This window comes from Variovorax sp. GW821-FHT09B05, from assembly GCF_059418265.1.
Window position 1 is genome coordinate 16,765 of sequence record NZ_JBWKPN010000002.1, and the last position, 16,518, is coordinate 33,282.

The window sequence follows — 16,518 nt, forward strand, 5'->3', positions numbered from 1 at the left end:
TCGATCGCCGTTTGCACGATGCCGCTTTGCGTTGTTCGGATGTCAGAAGACCTCAATCCGATGTCGCCCTCGCGCCCTTGTGCGGGTTGCGGCGCTTGCCTCGGCGGTGCCTGCCGGTGCACAGTCGATGCCGTTCCGTTCCAGCGCCTTGCCTTCGATGCTTCATCCTCCCCAGACGGTTTCCATCAGCTTCGTGCACGGCATGCTGTCGGGCGTCCGCGCCAGCGGCCGGCCCTGCGAGCCCTTCCTCGCCGCGGCCGGCATCGCCCCCGAACTGCTCGCGCAGGCCGATGCGCGCGTCACGGCGCAGCAGTACGCGAAGCTGTTCCGTGCGCTCACCGAAGGCCTGGACGACGACTTCATCGGCTTGCTGAGTCGCCCCCTCAAGCGCGGCAGCTTCGCGCTGATCGCGCGCTCGACGCTGGGCGCCCCGACCCTGGAGGTCGCCATCCGCCGCGCCACGCGAACCTTTCACTTGCTGCAGGACGATGTGGTGCTCGAGGCCGTGTGCAGGGACGACCTGGCCGGCGTGGTGATGCGCTTCAACGGTCCCGCCGCCTTGCAGACCGTGTTCCTGCAGGAGGTGCTGCTGCGCACCACCTGGCGCCTGATGGCCTGGGTGGTGGGCGGCCAGCTGCCGGTCGTGCGCTTCGACTTCGCGTTCGGTCCGCCCGCGCATGCCGGCGGCTACGGAAAGATCTTCCCCGCGCTGCAGCAGTTCGACAGCGAGCGCTCGGCCTTCTGGTTCGATGCCAGGCGCCTGAACGACGCCGTGCGCCGCGACGAGGCCGCGCTGCGCAGCTTTCTCGCCGATGCGCAGCTCCACATGCTCGTGCCGCGCCGGGGCAGCGACGCGGTCAGTGCGCGCGTGCGGGCCCATCTTCAGTTCATGCAGCCCGCATGGTCCGACCTCGTGGCCACGGCGAACGCGCTGCATGTCACGGTCTCCACCTTGCAGCGGCGGCTCGCGCTGGAGGGGACTTCGTTCCAGGCCCTGAAGGACGAGCTGCGCCGCGACACCGCCATCGTCCGGCTCAGCACCAGCGCCGTTCCGCTGGCCGAGCTGGCCGACGAGCTTGGCTTCGCCAACAGCTCGGCATTTCAGCGGGCCTTCAAGGTCTGGACCGGGAGCGCGCCGGGGGTCTATCGGCGGGGTGGGGGCGCGTGAGCCGTGGTGTCGGCTTCGGGCCGGGTAGGTGATTCATCGAGATAGTGGGCCGTGACGCCGCCGTAGGCGAGCAGCAAACCCAGCAGCAAGGCAAGCCCTAGATCGATGCCCAGCGAGACCTTGGGCGGTCTTCGCTGCAGGAGCACTTGCGCCACCGTACCGACGATGAAGTAGACGAGCGCAACGCCCATGCCGACCAGGAAAAACATCAGCACCATCCCGAAGGACTTTTGGCCTTCGCCTGGATAGGGCTCTCCCCATTCGACATGCGCCAAGGGCAGCGCGGCGGCCACGCACAGGGCCAGGATCGCGCGGAGGAAGACCTGGAGGGCGTGGCGGAGGGCGGGGTTCATTCGATGCCGAGCTCGATGCGAGCAGCTCCCTCGATGTACTCGAGAACGACGTCCTCGCCCCCGCTTCGGCTCATGACCTCGTCCAGCGACGATCTGGACAGGCCGACCCGAACCCGGTGGGCGCGCATTTCGTTCCAGAGCAAGTGGAGGTCCACGTTCTGGCGGTGGTCGTCCGGAAGCACGAGGATTTCCGGTTCGCCGGATACGACGCATCGCCACCTGCAATCCTGGTTCGACTTCGGTCGCGCCGCCAGCCAGGTGATGTCCTCCCCGGAAGCGACGAGATCGGTCGGCATGTCCTCGGACGACGTCTCGTCATCGATGGCGGGCTGCCTGGGCGATGAAGCCGAACCTTCCTCGAACGAGAAGACGATGCGGTCACCCTTGCGCAACGCATGCGCCATCTCCCAGATCAGGAAGTCGAAGGAGCCGTCGGAGCGTCGTTTTCCGCCGCCCGTGACCGTGAGTTCGGAGCAAGCCGGCCCCCAGATGTCTGCGTGGACGGAGGCGGAGAACATCCACACGTCGTCCGAGCCGACGCTGCAGAGGTGGATGTCGTTCTTCGTGATGTGCAGTACGGGCATGAAGCGCTGAAGTGAGTCTGTGGCCCCTCTGGAAAGAGCCGGTGAACGAAACGGTCCGTCACGTCTCTTCCGCACGCCGCTCTCTTCAAGTCCTGTGCAGTACCTGCTCGGCCAGCTCTTGCGCACGTGCCACCGAGATGCCTCGGGTCTGGTCGATGACCAAGGGGTCATCCTCCGAGTCTCTCTTGTGCAGGATCACCTTGGGGCGTTGGTTGCCGAGTTGAACCCGGACATCGGCGGGCCGCGTCGACGGATACGGATAGACGTCGATGTCATTGCAGACCCAACCGAAGAATCCTTCTCCCTCGACCGGATCGTCGAAGGTCTCGTCATAGCGATCGAAGCTCTTCTTGCTCAGCGAAACCCAGACTCCCCAGAGGAATGGCTCCTCGACCCCGTGAATGGGGATTTCGAGGATGGCTCGGACAAAGTAGTCGGTACCCTCGTCGTGCGTGATGGTGCAGAAATCATCGCTGAGTTTCCCCAAGGAGGCCTTCTGCTCGTCCGAGAGGCAGGCATAGTGGTCGGGCGCTCTGAAAGCAAAGCTGGGCGAACCTTCGTGGATGTCGCCACAACGGCTGCACTTGAAGGTGAAGATGGCGGTCATCGGTTGTGAATCCTTTGCTCGGGTGCTGTATCGATGTCTGCTTGCCGTTCAGAAGCTCGGCACGTCGATGCGTTCCAAACGGGCGGCCAAGCCAATGTCCGCGAGTGCCTCGAACAGCGGCGGTGTGAGGAAGATGCCCATCTGATCGTTGGCATAGGGTCTGAAGGCATAGAGCCGCTCCTGCGATCCGACAGACGCCAGCAGGCCGTTCACCATGGAAAAGAATCCCCGTGAGAAGTCGGCCCAGCTGTCCAGGGAGGAGAAAGGATGCGCGCACAAGGGCCAGCATTTTCCGTCGACCCTCAGGATGGTTTCATCTTTGAGAGGATCGTATTCCACTGTCGGATTGCCGATCGCCACCCCATTCATGGCGAGCACGCGCTCGAGGTCCTTCAGCGCAATGTCGGCCGCGCCCTCGGCCAGGGTTTCGGCATCGAGATAGTAGGAACGACCGGCACTGCAGGCCTCCAGCAGGCCGTAGCGATCGACCTCGTCTTTCCACTGGTCGATCGAATGGGAGGGGTCTGCATACAGCAGAAAGAACCGGGCTTCCAATGCAGCGTAATGTTCACGGTCGATGGTGGGGGGCATGAGTCCTCGCCTGAATCGTTGAAGCAATGGCTATCCGATGGAGACGGAGACAACGCAAGTATCCTTGCGCGCTTCCCGCAAGGTTTGGGCGACCATCGGAATGCAGGGCGGGGCCTTCGAACTCAAGGCTGAGAAAACCCGCGACGACAACGCGTTTTCCGTCGAACTGCTCCGAGTTGGCGATCAGGTCCACCAGCGATACGTTGTACCGGCCGCATGTACCTTCCTTGGGCAAGAAGTCGGCGCAACGCGGGGCGGCGATGGCATTGCTTGCGAGCCACCGCGACAGCAGTTTCATGGCGATCCACTTGGCGGACCGGCGCAGGGTCGAGGATGCTCTGAGCGAGGGCTGACGTTCCGGTTCAAGAGACGGGAACGCGGCGAGAAGATTCGCCCATGACCCGGTGGATGGAACAACCGCCGCCTCTCTGGTGCACATGGCACGTCCTCCCTTGTTCGTGGCCCCGATGCTGGCTCATCGCCGGGGTTCTGCACAAGGGGGACGTTGCGGATCAGGCGAACAGCTCAGCCAGCGCGCTCCTCGACTCCATCCACCCGATCCGCATAAAACGCCACATGGTCCTTGATCCCCGCCACCGCGTCATACGGCGACTCGTAGGTCCACACCGCATTGACCGAGCGCTCGCCGCCGGCCGGGATGCTGAAGTAGTTGCACTCGCCCTTGTACGGGCAGTAGGTGGTGTGCGTGCTGCGCTCGAGCAGCGACATGTCGACGTCGGCGCGCGGGATGTACTGCACGGCTGGGTACGAGGCCTCGCGCAGGGTGAGGGCGGCGCGGGTGTCTGCGATGGTGTGGCCGGCTAGCGTCACGACCACGCGCGCGGGGTTGGGCGCGACGGTGATCGGATGGTCGGGGCCGGGGATCTTGATGCTTCGAGGGCTGTTCATGGGGCGGGCTCCTGAGGATGGCCGGCCATCTTGCCGCTGGCCGGGCGCGGGCCGCGCCGCCCGCGCGAATCCACCTGCCCGCGCCAAGGTCAAGGCGCGGGCCGCGAGCGCGCGCCGCTCAGGCTGCTGTGGCCGCCGCGTTCGCGTAGCGCGCAGCCGGCACGCTGCGCGACAGGTTCGGGCCCAGCGCCTGGCGCGCGGCGTCGAAGCGCTGCCAGTCTTCCACGTCGGGCAGCGAGGGAATGGTGATCAGCTCGCCCGCGTCGAAGCCGGCCAGCGCGCTGTCGACCAGGTCCTCGGCCGACATCACGATCTCCTGCGGCAGGTGCTCGACCGGCACGCCCGCGATGCCCCAGAAGTCGGTGCGCGTGGCGCCCGGCAGCACGGCCTGCACCTTCACGCCCTTGGCGCCGAGCTCGTGGTGCAGCGACTGGCTCAGGTTGACCACGTAGGCCTTGCTGCCGCTGTAGCTGCCGTTGAGCAGCTCGGGCGAGAGCGCGACGATCGAGGCGATGTTGATCAGCGCGCCGCCGCCGCGTGCGACGAAGCCCGGCGCCACGGCGCGCGTGAGGCGCGTGAGCGCGACCACGTTGAGCTGGATCATGGTGTCGATCTGGTCGGCGTCGGAATCGAGCAGGGTCGCGGTGGCGCCGAGGCCGGCGTTGTTGAGCAGCAGGGTGATGCGTTCGTCGGTACGCAGCCGCTCCTCGACCCGGCGCAGGTCGGTGGTGGCCGTGAGGTCGGCCGCGAGCACCTCGACGCGGCGGCCGGTCTCCCGCACCAGCCGTTCGGCCAGCGCCTCGAGGCGCTCCTTGTTGCGCGCGACCAGCACGAGGTCGTAGCCGCGGCGCGCGAGGCGCTCGGCGTAGACGGCGCCGATGCCGGTGGAAGCGCCGGTGATCAGCGCGGTGCCCTTGCCGGGGGCGGAGATGGCGATGTCTTGCGAGCTCATGGGAAAGGTCCTTGGATGTCGAAGGGGATGAGGAAAGGTGGTTTGACAGCCAGGAGTTTGGGCCGGACACTGATGTCTCAAATGACATGTTTCCCTCCTTTAAAGACATCATGACCCAGCGCATCGGCCTCGTCGTCTTTCCCGGTTTCCAGATCCTCGACCTGGTGGCGCTCTCGGTCTTCGAGCTCGCGAACGCCGAGGCGGGGCGCACGGTCTACGAGCTCGAGGTGCTGTCGGAGCACGGCGGCCCGGTGGCCAGCACGGCCGGCGTCACGGTCGATTCGCGCGCCTTCGACCGGCGCCGCTTCGACACCCTGCTGGTCGCGGGCTCGACCACGGTGCCGCCAAGCTCGGGCGGCCTGCTCGATTTCCTGCGCCGCGCGCTGCCGCGCACGCGGCGCCTGGGCAGCATCTGCACCGGCGCCTTCGTGCTGGCCGAGGCCGGCCTGCTCGACGGTCGCCGCGCCACCACGCACTGGCATTTCGCGCGCGAGCTGCAGCGCGGCTTCCCGGCCATCCGGGTGGAGGAGGACGGCATCTTCATCCAGGACGGCCCGGTCTGGACCTCGGCCGGCATGACCGCCTGCATCGACCTCGCGCTCGCGCTGGTCGAGGGCGACCTGGGCCTCGAGCTGTCGCGCGCGGTGGCGCGCAAGCTGGTGATCTACCACCGGCGCGCGGGCGGGCAGTCGCAGTTCTCGGCGCTGCTCGAGCTCGAACCGCGCACCGACCGCATCCAGCAGGCGCTCGACTATGCGAAGAAGAACCTGCACAAGAACCTCTCGGTCGACCAGCTCGCCGAGGTGGCGCACCTGAGCCCGCGCCAGTTCAGCCGCGCCTTCCTGGCCGAAACCGGCCAGTCGCCGGCGCGCGCGATCGAGAAGCTGCGCGTGGAGACCGCGCGCATCCTGATCGAGGAGGGCGGCCAGTCGGTCGATCGCATCGCGGCCCAGACCGGCTTCTCCGATCCCGAGCGCATGCGGCGCGCCTTCCACCGCGCCTTCGGCCAGCCGCCGCAGAGCCTGCGCCGCGCGGCGGCGCGCACGCACGCACCCGCGATGTAGATCGCGGCATCCGGATCGCCGCGGCGCGCGTACCTGTTGCCATGACTGCCGTTCGGATCGCCAACTTCGTCGTGTTCCAGCTCGCCTGGTTCGCGGCCGTGCTCGGCGCGGCGCATGGCCATCCGCTGTGGGGCACGGCCTGCGTCGCGGCGGCGATAGCCTGGCACCTGTGGGTATCGGCCCGGCCCGCGCAGGAGGCCCGGCTGGTGGCGATCGCCTGCGCGCTGGGTCTGGTGATCGAAACCGGCCATGCGCTCGGCGGGCTGGTGCGCTATCCCTCGGGCCAGCCGGTCGCGCAGCTCGCGCCGTACTGGATGGTCGCGCTGTGGGGCCTGTTCGCGATCGCGCTCAACGTCACCTTGCGCTGGCTGCGGCGGCGCTACCTGCTCGCGGCGGTGCTGGGCGCGGTGTGCGGGCCGGCGTCGTTCGTCGCGGGCGTGAAGCTGGGCGCAGCCCAGTTCGTCGACCGGGGGCCGGCGCTCGCGGTGCTGGCCGTCGTCTGGGCCGTGGCGATGCCGCTGCTGGTGTGGCTCGCGCAGCGCTTCGACGGCGTGGGCGAGCCGCCGCGCTAGAAGTCGCGCGCGAGTGCGTCGGCCCGTGCCCTGACACGCGCGAGGTTCGCGGCCACCGCCTCGGGTGGCGCCAGCGTCGGCGCCACGGCCAGCTCCACCACGTCGACGATGCCGAGGAATTCGAGCCAGGTGCGCATGTACGGCTTCTGGAAATCGCGCGCATGCGAAGGCAGGCCCACCGGGTAGTCGCTCGCGCTCGAATAGACCAGCGCCGCGCGCTTGCCATGCAGCAGGCCCGTGTAGCCCTCCTGCGCCGACCAGCGCCAGTTCTCGCCCGGCAGGGTCACGACGTCGATGTAGTGCTTCAGCCGGTAGGGCAGGCCGAAGTTCCACATCGGCAGGCTGAACACGTACTTGTCGGCCGCGTTGAACTCCTGCGCGAGGCGCACGGCGCGCTGCCAGTGCCGACGCTGCTCGTCGGTGGCGGTTTGCGCGCGCAGCACCGCGAACTTGGCGTCGATCATGGTGGCGTCGAAGGGCGGCAGGTCGAGCGCCCAGACGTCGAGGGTGCGGATCTCGGCCGTGGGGTCGCGCTCGCGCAGCCGCTGCAGGAAATGTTGCGCCGTGTCGATCGAGCGCGAGCGCGTGCCCGAGGGCGAGGCCTGGATGTGGAGGATCGTCGAAGCCATGCCGCTCAGCCCTCCAGCGTGCGCAGGCCGACGGTGCCCGCCACCACCAGCGCGATGCAGGCCAGGCGCGGGCCCGACAGCGCCTCGCCGAAGGCGAGCACGCCCATCAGCACCACGCCGACCGAGCCGATGCCGGTCCACACCGCATAGGCCGGGCCCAACGGCAGATAGCGCAGCGACCTGGCGAGCAGGAAGATGCTCAGCAGCGCGCTCGCCACGCCGATGACCGAGGGCCAGAGCCGGGTCCAGTCCTCCGAGCGCTTGAGCGCCGCGGCCATCGCGATCTCGACCAGGCCGGCCGCCAGCAGTAACAACCATCCCATGATCCGTTCCTCCGTTGTGTGCAGGGTTGATGTGGAAACGGATAATTCCGGCCCAGGCACCAAGCCACAAGTACGCACCTTCTGGTAACCATGGGAATCGCCATGCCCGCATCGAAGAAACCCGCCGCCGTGGCAGAGCCCGCGCCCGCCGACGTCTGGAGCGCCGGCTGCCCCTCGCGCCGCGTGCTCGAGCTCGTTGCCAACAAGTGGGCGCTGCTGATCATTCCGCTGCTGCGCGACGAGCCGCTGCGCAACAACGAACTGCTGCGCCGGGTCGGCGGCATCTCGCAGAAGATGCTCACGCAGACCCTGCGCGATCTCGAGATCAATGGCCTGGTGCTGCGCGAGGACCACCAGACCGTGCCGCCGCACGTCGAGTACCGGCTGAGCCCGCTCGGGCTGTCGCTGAGCCGCACGCTGATCGCGGTCGACCGCTGGGCCGAGGCCCACCATGCGGAGATCGATCGCGCGCGGCAGGCCGCGATCGCAGCGCTCTGAAGTCGCTGTTCAGTCGAGCGTGATGCCCACGCGCTTGATGACACTGCCCCATTTCTCCGATTCGCTGCGCATCAGCCGCGCGAAGTCCTCGGGCGTGCCCGGCATCACGTCGCCGCCCGCGCCGGCCAGGCGCTGCGCCACGTCGGGCGCGGCCAGTACCTTCTGCAGCGAGGCGTTGAGCCGGTGCACGACAGGCTGCGGCGTGCCCTTGGGCGCGAGGATGCCGAACCAGCCGATGGCCTCGAAGCCCGGATAGCCCGACTCGGCCACGGTCGGCAGCTCGGGCGCGATCGGCGAGCGCGTGGCGCTGGTGACCGCCAGCGCATGCAATCGGCCGGCCTTCACGAGCGGCATCGAGGTCACCATGGTGTCGAAGGCGAAGCTGACCTGGCCGCCCATCAGGTCGGTGAGCATCGGGCCCGCGCCCTGGTAGGGGATGTTCGAGACCTCGATGCCGGCCTGCGCCTTGAAGGCTTCCACCGCCAGGTGCGTGGTGCTCGCGCGTACGCCCGAGCCGTAGTTGATCTTGCCGGGCGCGGCCTTGGCGGCGGTCACCAGCTCCTTCATGTTCTTCGCGGCGAAGCGCGGATTGGCCACCACCATCAGCGGGGTGCGCGCGGCCGTGCCCACGGGCACCAGGTCGTTGAACACGTCGAAGCGCATGTCCTTGTAGAGGAAGTGGTTCACCACCACCGCGGTGCTGCCCATCAGCAGCGTGTAGCCGTCGGCCGTGCTCTTGGCCACGTAGTCGGCCGCGATGTTCTGCGAGGCGCCGGGCCGGTTCTCGACCAGCACCGGCTGGCGCAGGTCCTGCGCGAGCTTCTCGCCGACGATGCGCGCCGCGAGGTCGGCCGGCCCGCCGGGCGGGAAGCCCACCACCAGGTGGATCGGCTTCGAGGGATAGGCACCCTGCGCGATGGCGTGCAGGGGCGCGGCCAGCGCGAGGCCGGCGGCGAGCAGCAGCGCGCGGCGCGGCGAGGAAGGGCGGTGGCGGAAAGTCATGGCATGTCTCCAGCAAGAGGGCGTGCGGATGCGCCCTCGGGTTCGTGTTCAGGGGATGTGGCTCGGATGCGCGGTGCCCGGCGAAGGCCAGTGCGCGCGCAGGAAGGGCAGCAGCTCGGCGAGCACCGCCTCGGGTGCTTCTTCCATCATCAGGTGGCCGCAGTCGATCTCGCCGCCGCCCACGTGCGTGCCTTCGGCCGCCGCGTCGCGCCAGATGTGGACCGGCGTGCGTTCGGCCGGGAAGCGCCCGCGCTCCCACAGCACATGCACCGGGCAGCGCACGCGCTCGCCGGCGGCTCGGCCGTGTTCGTCGTGTTCGAGGTCGATCGACGCGGCGGCGCGGTAGTCCTCGATCATCGCGTGGCGCACGCTCTCGCGCGAGAAGGCGCGCAGGTACTCGGCATGCGCCTCGGGCGTCACCGCGTCGAAGCGCCGCACCATGTTGCGCAGCGTCCAGTCGAGGAAGTAGGCCGGGTCGGCCGCGAGCAGGCGCTCGGGCAGGTCGAAGGGCTGGGCCAGCATGAACCAGTGCCAGCTCTTGAGGCCGAAGTCCTTGTTCGCGCGCGCCCACATCTCGACGGTGGGAATCACGGTGATCGAGCCGAAGGCCGCGACGCGTTCCGGATGGTCGAGGCACAGCCGGTGCGCCACGCGCGCGCCGCGGTCGTGGCCGATCGCCGCGAAGCGCTCGAAGCCCAGCGCGCGCATCAGCGCCGCCTGGTCGGCCGCCACCGCGCGCTTGCTGTGGGCCGAGTGCAGCGGATCGCCGGGCGGCCCGAGGCTGTCGCCATAGCCGCGCAGGTCGGCCGCCACCACCGTGTAGTGGCGCGCGAGCACCGGCGCCACGCGGTGCCAGGCCGCATGCGTCTGCGGGTAGCCGTGGAGCAGCAGCAGGGGCGGGCCCGAGCCGCCGATCTCCGCGAAGATCCGCGCCTCGCCCACGTCGACGAGGCGCGCCTCGAAGCCGTCGATGAAGGCGCGCGTCATGCCGCCACCTCGAGCCGCTCGGGCGCGATCGCGAGGATCGCGGGTTCGAAGAAGTCGGCCATCAACCCGAGCTGCCGCTCCATCATGTGGCGGCCTTCGTGCGCGATGCAGCCGCGCTCGCGCGCCACCTGCAGCAGCGGCGTGACGGCCGGCGCCATGATGACCTCGGCCACCCAGAGGCCGGCGCGCAGCGCGCTGGCGGGCACGGGCAGCGGGTCGTCCGCGCGCATGCCGACCGGCGTGGCGTTCACCAGCAGTTCGGCCTCGCCGGGCTCGCGGCCGTTCCAGGTGCCGGCCTCGACGCCATTCCGTTGCAATTGCCGCGCGAGTGCCTCGGCCTTCGCCGTGTCGATGTCGCACACACGCACCGAGCGGGCCCCGGCATCGGCGAGCGCGAAGGCAATGGCCGAGGCCGCGCCGCCCGCGCCCGAGATGCAGGCCGCGCGCCCTTGCGGATCGAAGCCCGCGGCGCGCAGGCCCGCCACGAAACCGCTGCCATCGAGCAGTTCGCCCTGCCAGCCGCCCCGCGCGGTGCGGCGCACCACGTTGGCGGCGTTGGCACGCTCGGCACCGGGCAACAGGCCGTCGCCGAGCAGGTCCGCCACGCGCTGCTTGTGGGGCACGGTGACGATGAAGCCCGCGAGGTTGTGCAGCGTGAGCAGCGCGGGCAGCAGGGCGGCCACGTCGTCGGCGCGCACATGCATCGGCACCAGCACGGCATTGAGGCCCGCCTGCTGCAGCCGGGCCGTGAGCGGCGCGGGCGCCTTCACCTGCGCGACCGGGTCGCCGAGGATGCCGAGCACCGCGGTGCGGCCGTCGAGCCGCAGCGCGGATTGAAGAGAGACGTTCGTGTCAGTGGAGGGCATGTGCGTGTTCCTGCTGCGGTCGTGCGACGGCATCGAGCCAGCGCCTGGCCGTGGTGTACGCCAGTTCGGCGCGCCTTGCCATGCCGAGGTGATGGCGGCGCACGGCCGAGGGTGCCTCGATCGACAGCACCGCGTCGGCCGCCACCGCATCGAGCACATCCGCCATCGGCAGCGCGCCTTCGCCCGGCAGCAGGCGGTGCGCGCGTGCCTCCTCGCCGGGCGACAGGGCCGGATGGCGCCGCGCGGGCGCATCGCTGAACTGCGCCCAGCCGTGGGTGATTCCCGGCGTGCGCGCGATGCGATCGGCCGCCGCGCCGCTGCGAAAGAAGTGCAGGGTGTCGACCAGCACATGCACGTTCGATCGCCCGGTCTCGCGCACCAGCCGCAGCGCGGCATCGAGCGTGGGCACGGCCGTGTAGACCATGAACTCGAGCCCGAGCGAGAGGCCATGCGCACCCGCGATCTCGCCGAGTGCCGCGAGGTGTGCGGCGGCCCGCGCGGGATCGTCGTCGTCGCCGTTCACCACCAGCCAGCGCGCGCCCAGCGACGCCGCCACCGCCAGCATCGGCTCGAAGCGCCGCGCCTCGAAGCCGGCCGACAGCCGCACCACCTCGACGTCGTGCACCGCCACGTCCAGCGCGCTCATCAGCGCGCGCGTCTCGGCCAGCATCGGCGAGCCCGCGTGCATCGGGTGCGGCGCCTCGCCCGGCCGGGCCGGGTGCAGGCGCAGGCCGACCGAGCGGAAGCCCGCCTCGCCGGCCGCGCGCACCAGCTCGGGCGGCGTGGCGTCGATCAGGCTCAGGTGCGCGAGCGACAGCGTGCGGCCCACTACAGCGTCCCCTCGAGCACGGCGCCGTCGGCGATCAGCGTGCGGCGCAGTCGCGCGCGGTCCACGTCGCGCACGTCGCCGCTCCAGCCGTCGTCGAGCGCGCACAGCGCCGCCGCGGTGCCGGCGGCCTGGCCCATTGCCATGCAGGTGCCCATCACGCGCACCGAGCTCTGCGCCTCGCGCGTGCTCGAGATGCAGCGCCCCGCCACCAGCAGCCGGCGCTGGCCGCGCGGCACCAGGCATTCGTAGGGGATGTCGTAGGAGCCGCCCTCGGCGATGGTCTCGTGCCGGTGGCCGTCGACCGCGAGGATGTCGAGCTCGTGGCCACCCTTGGCGATGCCGTCGGCGCGCTTGCGGCCCTGCATGATGTCGGCCTCGTCGAGCACGTGCTCGCCGAGGATGCGCCGCGTCTCGCGCACGCCGATCTTCGGCGCCACCGCCGCCAGCGCCGCCTGCTCGAAGCCCGGCACGCGCCGGCGCAGGAAGGCCAGGCCCTGCGACACCTGCGCCATCAGCTGCGGCAGCGCCTCGCTCAGCGAGGCCGCGCGCGTGCCGTCCACGCCCGCGAGCTGGGTCGAGTTGATGCTGACCTCCTTGCGCGCGGTCGAGGTCGGCACGATCGCGAGCACCGAGGTCGGGTACATCTCGCCGGCATCGATCGCCTGCTTGAGCAGGCCCTGCGTGCCGCGCAGCAGTACCTTGGGCTGGCCCTGGGCGTACAGCGCCTCGGCGCACTGGCGCGCATCCATGCCCAGGCCCGGGTAGTCGCCGAGGCCGAAGTGCGCCGGGTTGTCGCGCACGAAGCGCAGCAGCGGCTCGGTCTCGACGCCGCACACGCGGTAGACCAGGCTCGGCGGCTGCAGCGCGCCGGTGCCGGGCGCGCCTTTCTCGCTCGGTGCGCCCGCGGCCACGGCCACGTCGCCGTCGCCCGAGCAGTCGATCACCACGCGCGCCGCGTACCAGGCCTCGCCGCCTTTGTGCATCAGCCGCACGCGCGTGCCGTCGCCATCGGTTTCGATGCCGCAGAAGAAGGCCTGCACGCGCAGGTGCACGCCGGCCTCGGCCACGGCCTGCATCACGGCGATCTTCATGAGCTCGGTGTCGAAGCACACCAGGTGCAGCGCGCGGTAGTCGAACACCGGGCCGATGTAGCCGCCCAGCGGCTTGAGCCGGTCGAGCAGCTCGGTGACCACGCCGCCCACGATCCAGTCGCCGCGCGTCGAGAGGCAGCCGAGCATCGAGATGCCGCTGATCAGCTCGCCGCCGATCATCGGCGCCGATTCGACCAGCAGGGTGCGCGCGCCGCCGCGCGCGGCCGAGATCGCGGCCGCCACGCCCGCGCTGCCGCCGCCGATCACGATCACGTCGAAGCGGTTCTCGCCGGGGATGTCTTGTCTGTCCTTCATGCCTTCTTTCATTGCTTGGGAGCCGGCAGCGCCGGGAAGATCGTTTCCATGCCCATCGCGATCGCGAGCAAGGCCCGGTCGCTGTTCCACAGGCCGTCGATGGCCAGGCCGATCGGGAGGCCCTCGTCGGACAGCGCGATCGGCACCGTCACGCCCGGCAGCACGGCGGTGCTGGTGGGGCCGGTGTTGGCGATGTAGGCGGCCAGGGTGCTGGTGGTGCGGCCGTTGATCGTCACGCTCATCTCGGTGCCGCGGATCGGCAGCGCCGGCGCCAGCGTCACGGGGTAGAGCAGGGCGTCGAGCCGGTTGCTCTCGAACGCACCGCGCAGCAGCGCCTGCAGCTTCGGTCGCTCGACCTTGAGCGCGGTCTCGTAGGCCTCGCGCGTCGGCGCGCTGGCCGACACGATGCGGTTGCGAAAGCCCGCCGCCACGTCGGGGCTCGCGATGTCGGCCACCAGCCGGTCGAGGCTCACGCCGGTCTTGTACTTCGCGAGAAAGGCGGCGATGCCCACGCGCGCCTCGTAGTCGGTGACCGGCGCGACCTTGGCCGCGACCTCGCGCAGCTGCGGGATCTCGATCTCGACGATCTGCGCGCCCGCGCCCTTGAGCTTGTCGAGCGCGGCATCGAAGGCGCGGCGCGTGGCCTCGTCGGCGTTGTCGTAGAAGGCCGCGCGCGCCACGCCCAGGCGCAGACCGGCGGGTGGCTTCGGTTGCACGTCGCCGCGGCTGCCCGAAAGGATCTCGTCGAGCAGCGCCAGGTCGGCCACGCTGCGCGCCAGCGGGCCGATGGTGTCGCGCGCGGTCGAGACCGGCAGCACGCCGTCGCCCGAATAGCGCCCCGCGGTCGGCCGCAGCCCCACGATGCCGTTGAGCGCGGCCGGGATGCGCACCGAGCCGCCGGTGTCGGTGCCGAGCGCGGCCGGCACGATGCGCGCGCCCACGGCCGCGCCCGAGCCGCCGCTGGAGCCGCCGGCGAAGCGGCTCGGGTCGTAGGCATTGCCCACCGCGCCATAGGCGAAGTTGTTGCCGGTGGCGCCGAAGGCCAGCTCGTGCAGGTTGAGCTTGCCGATCACGATCGCGCCCTCGGCGCGCAGCCGCGCCACGGCCGGTGCGTCCTGCGTCGCCACATAGCCCTGCAGCGCGCGCGTGCCGCCGGTGAAGGGCAGGCCCTTGACGAGGATGTTGTCCTTGATCGCGACCGGCACGCCGTGCAGCCGACCGAGCTTGCGGCCCTGCGCCACGGCGCGGTCGGCCTCGGCGCAGGCGCGGCGCGCGCCGATGCGGTCGATGGTGATGAAGGCGTGCAGGTCCTGGTGCAGGTCGGCCGCGCGCAGCGAGCGCTCGACCAGTTCGCAACTGGTGGTGGTGTGCTCGCGGATCGCGGTGGCGGCCTCGAGCAGCGTGGGCATGGGCGCGGGCTGCGCGTGCGCGGCGCCGGCCAGCGCCAGGCAGGCGATCGCGGCGGCGGGTTGGAGGATGAGCTTCATGGGAGCAGGAGGAGGTGGGATGAATCAGGCATGCGCATCGAGCAGCCGCGCGATCGTGTCGGCGTGGTCGACCATCGCGTCGTGGCCGCCCTGCACCTCGACGAAGGTCCAGGCCGGGTCGTTGCGCACCCGCGCCTTGTGCGCGTCGAACACCGGCATGGCGGGCGCCGAGGCCGCGATGTAGAGCCGCTTGCGCGCGGCCGCGCCGGGCGCGGCGCGCAGCGAGATCGGCTGCAGGTAGGTGCCGTTCGGGTGGTCGGTCAGGCGCGCGTCGACCCAGGCGATGTCGGCCGGATTGCCGAGGCCGAAGGCCTTGGCCGGCAGCTTGGGCCAGCGCGGATTGCCCGCGCGGTACGCGGCCTGCAGCTCGGCCTTGCCGGTGGCGTCGAGGTAGTCGAGCATGCGTTCGCCGTCGTGCGGCGCGAAGGCATCGAGGTACACCACCGTGTCGATGCGGCGCTCGGCCGCGAGCCGGTCGAGCGCGCCCGTGATCGGGTAGCCGCCGTAGCTGTGGCCCACCAGCACCACCTGGCGCAGGTCCTGGCTGCGGATGAAGCCGGTCACGTCGGCGATGTGGGTCTCGAGGTCGATCGCGGTCGAGATCTCGCCGAAGCGTTCGCCGACGCCCGCCAGCGTGAGCACGCGCACCTCGTGGCCCCGGGCGCGCAGCAGCGGGGTCAGCCGCTCCCACGACCAGACGCCATGCCAGGCACCGTGCACCAGCACGAAGGTCTTGCCCGAGAGGCGCGGTGCCGGCGCGGCGCTGCTGCAGCCGGGCAGGGCGGTCGCGGCCGCCGAGGCGACCGTGGCCGCCGCCGCGGCGCCGAGCGCGCCGCTGCTTTCGAGGAATCGTCTGCGTTCCATTGGGTTGTCTCCAGGTTCGAAGGTCATGAAAAAAGGGATTCAGCGCAGCGGCGACCAGTCGGCCGGCCGCAGCACCAGGCCGGTGTGCGTGCGTTCGTGCTGCCGCGCGGTGCGCGCCCAGTCGGCCCAGCCGGGCACCGCATCGGGCCGCGCCTGCAAGGCGGCGAGGGCGGCGAAGTCGTCGAAGGCCCACAGCACCAGCGCCTCGCTGCCGTTGCGCAGCGCGGTCTCGTAGGCGCCGAACAGTCGCGGCGCGCCCGGGCCCTCGATGCGCGCGGCGGCCTCGCCGAGCCGCGCGAGGTAGTCGCTCGCGCCGCCGGCCTCGAGGCCGATGGTCTGCTGCAGCACCACCGGCGCGCGCACGCCCTCGGCCAGCAGCCGCGCGCGGTCGATGCTGTAGTCGGCCGCCACCAGCACGCGGTCGAAGCCGCCCGTGCGCTCGCCGTAGAAGCGCTCGAGCGGTTCGTGGAACAGGTCGGGCGTGGCGTCGAAGTGGCGCCCGAAGCCCTCCCAGCCGCCCTGCATCTCCCAGAAGGTCACGATCTCGGGCCAGCGCCCCGTGAGGAACACCGGCACCCAGGCCGCCATGCAGCCGTTGCTGGCCGAGCCGCGCGCATTGCCCTCGGTGCGCACCAGGCGGCCCAGGGTCTCGAGGTAGCGGGTGTGGGCGCCGGGCTGGCGCACGGGGTCGAGGATTTCGTGGAAATAGAGGCGCTGCATAAGACGGCGAGGTGTTTCGATGCTTGAACGCGAGGTGGCCTGAAATCGATGTTTGTTCATGTATATGAACTGTTCCAGAATATAAACACGCAAACCGCGGCTGTCAA

At 70.3% G+C, this 16,518-nt stretch carries 21 protein-coding genes; 4 read left to right on the plus strand and 17 right to left on the minus strand.

Annotated elements, in window-relative coordinates:
• Window positions 1-157 precede the first annotated feature (157 nt).
• Window positions 158-1,168 (plus strand): AraC family transcriptional regulator, encoded by a 1,011-nt coding sequence (locus tag AC07RM_RS04820; RefSeq protein WP_495333471.1) that lies wholly within the window; start codon window positions 158-160, stop codon window positions 1,166-1,168.
• Here the strand turns inward: AC07RM_RS04820 and AC07RM_RS04825 are convergent.
• The 7 genes from AC07RM_RS04825 to AC07RM_RS04855 all read right to left on the minus strand — a co-directional run bounded on the left by AC07RM_RS04825 (window position 1,144) and on the right by AC07RM_RS04855 (window position 5,164).
• Complete coding sequence (locus tag AC07RM_RS04825; RefSeq protein WP_296775302.1) at window positions 1,144-1,521, minus strand: hypothetical protein; 378 nt, start codon at window positions 1,519-1,521, stop codon at window positions 1,144-1,146. The two genes, AC07RM_RS04820 and AC07RM_RS04825, sit on opposite strands and share 25 nt — an antisense overlap.
• A complete protein-coding gene (locus tag AC07RM_RS04830) occupies window positions 1,518-2,105 on the minus strand; it encodes a hypothetical protein (protein ID WP_495333473.1) in 588 nt (195 codons plus the stop codon). The genes AC07RM_RS04825 and AC07RM_RS04830 overlap by 4 nt, the downstream gene beginning before the upstream one ends.
• A gap of 85 nt (window positions 2,106-2,190) precedes the next feature.
• A complete protein-coding gene (locus AC07RM_RS04835) occupies window positions 2,191-2,712 on the minus strand; it encodes a DUF2199 domain-containing protein (RefSeq protein WP_495333475.1) in 522 nt (173 codons plus the stop codon).
• A 48-nt stretch (window positions 2,713-2,760) separates the two neighbouring features.
• Window positions 2,761-3,303 carry a hypothetical protein gene (locus AC07RM_RS04840; protein ID WP_495333477.1) on the minus strand — a complete coding sequence of 181 codons (543 nt, stop codon included), beginning with the start codon at window positions 3,301-3,303 and terminating at the stop codon, window positions 2,761-2,763.
• Window positions 3,281-3,601 carry a hypothetical protein gene (locus tag AC07RM_RS04845; RefSeq protein ID WP_495333479.1) on the minus strand — a complete coding sequence of 107 codons (321 nt, stop codon included), beginning with the start codon at window positions 3,599-3,601 and terminating at the stop codon, window positions 3,281-3,283. Before AC07RM_RS04845 ends, AC07RM_RS04840 begins: the two co-directional genes overlap by 23 nt.
• Window positions 3,602-3,828: 227 nt before the next feature.
• A complete protein-coding gene (locus tag AC07RM_RS04850) occupies window positions 3,829-4,212 on the minus strand; it encodes a DUF427 domain-containing protein (protein WP_495333481.1) in 384 nt (127 codons plus the stop codon).
• A 118-nt stretch (window positions 4,213-4,330) separates the two neighbouring features.
• The gene (locus AC07RM_RS04855; protein WP_495333483.1) at window positions 4,331-5,164 is read right to left on the minus strand and encodes an SDR family NAD(P)-dependent oxidoreductase; all 834 of its coding nucleotides are present in this window, start codon (window positions 5,162-5,164) and stop codon (window positions 4,331-4,333) included.
• Between the two features lie 110 nt (window positions 5,165-5,274).
• On the opposite strand from AC07RM_RS04855, the gene AC07RM_RS04860 reads away from it, so the two are divergent.
• Both AC07RM_RS04860 and AC07RM_RS04865 read left to right on the plus strand, forming a co-directional pair.
• The gene (locus AC07RM_RS04860; RefSeq protein WP_495333485.1) at window positions 5,275-6,228 is read left to right on the plus strand and encodes a GlxA family transcriptional regulator; all 954 of its coding nucleotides are present in this window, start codon (window positions 5,275-5,277) and stop codon (window positions 6,226-6,228) included.
• Window positions 6,229-6,269: 41 nt separating this feature from the next.
• Window positions 6,270-6,800 carry a DUF2878 domain-containing protein gene (locus tag AC07RM_RS04865; protein WP_495333487.1) on the plus strand — a complete coding sequence of 177 codons (531 nt, stop codon included), beginning with the start codon at window positions 6,270-6,272 and terminating at the stop codon, window positions 6,798-6,800.
• Here AC07RM_RS04865 and AC07RM_RS04870 read toward each other — a convergent pair.
• Both AC07RM_RS04870 and AC07RM_RS04875 read right to left on the minus strand, forming a co-directional pair.
• The gene (locus tag AC07RM_RS04870; RefSeq protein WP_495333489.1) at window positions 6,797-7,429 is read right to left on the minus strand and encodes an FMN-dependent NADH-azoreductase; all 633 of its coding nucleotides are present in this window, start codon (window positions 7,427-7,429) and stop codon (window positions 6,797-6,799) included. The two genes, AC07RM_RS04865 and AC07RM_RS04870, sit on opposite strands and share 4 nt — an antisense overlap.
• Window positions 7,430-7,434: 5 nt before the next feature.
• A complete protein-coding gene (locus AC07RM_RS04875; protein WP_495333491.1) occupies window positions 7,435-7,752 on the minus strand; it encodes a DMT family transporter in 318 nt (105 codons plus the stop codon).
• A gap of 102 nt (window positions 7,753-7,854) precedes the next feature.
• Here AC07RM_RS04875 and AC07RM_RS04880 point away from each other — a divergent pair, with 102 nt between their 5' ends.
• Complete coding sequence (locus tag AC07RM_RS04880) at window positions 7,855-8,250, plus strand: winged helix-turn-helix transcriptional regulator (RefSeq protein WP_093343451.1); 396 nt, start codon at window positions 7,855-7,857, stop codon at window positions 8,248-8,250.
• Between the two features lie 9 nt (window positions 8,251-8,259).
• On the opposite strand, the gene AC07RM_RS04885 is transcribed toward AC07RM_RS04880, so the two are convergent.
• From AC07RM_RS04885 to AC07RM_RS04920, 8 genes are read right to left on the minus strand one after another with little or no spacing between them, the layout of a single operon-like run.
• Entirely contained in the window at window positions 8,260-9,252 is a 993-nt protein-coding gene (locus AC07RM_RS04885) for a tripartite tricarboxylate transporter substrate binding protein (protein ID WP_495333494.1), read from the minus strand.
• A 48-nt stretch (window positions 9,253-9,300) separates the two neighbouring features.
• Window positions 9,301-10,239 carry an alpha/beta fold hydrolase gene (locus AC07RM_RS04890; RefSeq protein ID WP_495333496.1) on the minus strand — a complete coding sequence of 313 codons (939 nt, stop codon included), beginning with the start codon at window positions 10,237-10,239 and terminating at the stop codon, window positions 9,301-9,303.
• Window positions 10,236-11,105, minus strand: a complete 870-nt coding sequence (locus tag AC07RM_RS04895) for a shikimate dehydrogenase family protein (protein WP_495333498.1) — start codon at window positions 11,103-11,105, stop codon at window positions 10,236-10,238. The genes AC07RM_RS04890 and AC07RM_RS04895 overlap by 4 nt, the downstream gene beginning before the upstream one ends.
• Window positions 11,092-11,934: a sugar phosphate isomerase/epimerase family protein gene (locus AC07RM_RS04900; RefSeq protein ID WP_495333500.1), complete on the minus strand. Its 843-nt coding sequence runs from the start codon at window positions 11,932-11,934 to the stop codon at window positions 11,092-11,094. Before AC07RM_RS04900 ends, AC07RM_RS04895 begins: the two co-directional genes overlap by 14 nt.
• Entirely contained in the window at window positions 11,934-13,340 is a 1,407-nt protein-coding gene (locus AC07RM_RS04905) for an FAD-dependent oxidoreductase (protein ID WP_495333502.1), read from the minus strand. The genes AC07RM_RS04900 and AC07RM_RS04905 overlap by 1 nt, the downstream gene beginning before the upstream one ends.
• An 8-nt stretch (window positions 13,341-13,348) precedes the next feature.
• Window positions 13,349-14,827 (minus strand): indoleacetamide hydrolase, encoded by a 1,479-nt coding sequence (gene iaaH, locus AC07RM_RS04910; protein WP_495333504.1) that lies wholly within the window; start codon window positions 14,825-14,827, stop codon window positions 13,349-13,351.
• A 24-nt stretch (window positions 14,828-14,851) separates the two neighbouring features.
• Entirely contained in the window at window positions 14,852-15,691 is an 840-nt protein-coding gene (locus tag AC07RM_RS04915; RefSeq protein ID WP_495333506.1) for an alpha/beta fold hydrolase, read from the minus strand.
• Between the two features lie 39 nt (window positions 15,692-15,730).
• The gene (locus AC07RM_RS04920; protein ID WP_495333508.1) at window positions 15,731-16,411 is read right to left on the minus strand and encodes a hypothetical protein; all 681 of its coding nucleotides are present in this window, start codon (window positions 16,409-16,411) and stop codon (window positions 15,731-15,733) included.
• Window positions 16,412-16,518 lie beyond the last annotated feature (107 nt).

Excerpts from the sequence above, each read along its gene's own strand:
- AC07RM_RS04820 (WP_495333471.1), top strand. The coding sequence starts at position 158 with ATGCTTCATCCTCCCCAGACGGTTTCCATCAGCTTCGTGCACGGCATG.
- AC07RM_RS04825 (WP_296775302.1), bottom strand. The coding sequence starts at position 1,521 with ATGAACCCCGCCCTCCGCCACGCCCTCCAGGTCTTCCTCCGCGCGATC.
- AC07RM_RS04830 (WP_495333473.1), bottom strand. The coding sequence starts at position 2,105 with ATGCCCGTACTGCACATCACGAAGAACGACATCCACCTCTGCAGCGTC.
- AC07RM_RS04835 (WP_495333475.1), bottom strand. The coding sequence starts at position 2,712 with ATGACCGCCATCTTCACCTTCAAGTGCAGCCGTTGTGGCGACATCCAC.
- AC07RM_RS04840 (WP_495333477.1), bottom strand. The coding sequence starts at position 3,303 with ATGCCCCCCACCATCGACCGTGAACATTACGCTGCATTGGAAGCCCGG.
- AC07RM_RS04845 (WP_495333479.1), bottom strand. The coding sequence starts at position 3,601 with ATGAAACTGCTGTCGCGGTGGCTCGCAAGCAATGCCATCGCCGCCCCG.
- AC07RM_RS04850 (WP_495333481.1), bottom strand. The coding sequence starts at position 4,212 with ATGAACAGCCCTCGAAGCATCAAGATCCCCGGCCCCGACCATCCGATC.
- AC07RM_RS04855 (WP_495333483.1), bottom strand. The coding sequence starts at position 5,164 with ATGAGCTCGCAAGACATCGCCATCTCCGCCCCCGGCAAGGGCACCGCG.
- AC07RM_RS04860 (WP_495333485.1), top strand. The coding sequence starts at position 5,275 with ATGACCCAGCGCATCGGCCTCGTCGTCTTTCCCGGTTTCCAGATCCTC.
- AC07RM_RS04865 (WP_495333487.1), top strand. The coding sequence starts at position 6,270 with ATGACTGCCGTTCGGATCGCCAACTTCGTCGTGTTCCAGCTCGCCTGG.
- AC07RM_RS04870 (WP_495333489.1), bottom strand. The coding sequence starts at position 7,429 with ATGGCTTCGACGATCCTCCACATCCAGGCCTCGCCCTCGGGCACGCGC.
- AC07RM_RS04875 (WP_495333491.1), bottom strand. The coding sequence starts at position 7,752 with ATGGGATGGTTGTTACTGCTGGCGGCCGGCCTGGTCGAGATCGCGATG.
- AC07RM_RS04880 (WP_093343451.1), top strand. The coding sequence starts at position 7,855 with ATGCCCGCATCGAAGAAACCCGCCGCCGTGGCAGAGCCCGCGCCCGCC.
- AC07RM_RS04885 (WP_495333494.1), bottom strand. The coding sequence starts at position 9,252 with ATGACTTTCCGCCACCGCCCTTCCTCGCCGCGCCGCGCGCTGCTGCTC.
- AC07RM_RS04890 (WP_495333496.1), bottom strand. The coding sequence starts at position 10,239 with ATGACGCGCGCCTTCATCGACGGCTTCGAGGCGCGCCTCGTCGACGTG.
- AC07RM_RS04895 (WP_495333498.1), bottom strand. The coding sequence starts at position 11,105 with ATGCCCTCCACTGACACGAACGTCTCTCTTCAATCCGCGCTGCGGCTC.
- AC07RM_RS04905 (WP_495333502.1), bottom strand. The coding sequence starts at position 13,340 with ATGAAGGACAGACAAGACATCCCCGGCGAGAACCGCTTCGACGTGATC.
- iaaH (WP_495333504.1), bottom strand. The coding sequence starts at position 14,827 with ATGAAGCTCATCCTCCAACCCGCCGCCGCGATCGCCTGCCTGGCGCTG.
- AC07RM_RS04915 (WP_495333506.1), bottom strand. The coding sequence starts at position 15,691 with ATGGAACGCAGACGATTCCTCGAAAGCAGCGGCGCGCTCGGCGCCGCG.
- AC07RM_RS04920 (WP_495333508.1), bottom strand. The coding sequence starts at position 16,411 with ATGCAGCGCCTCTATTTCCACGAAATCCTCGACCCCGTGCGCCAGCCC.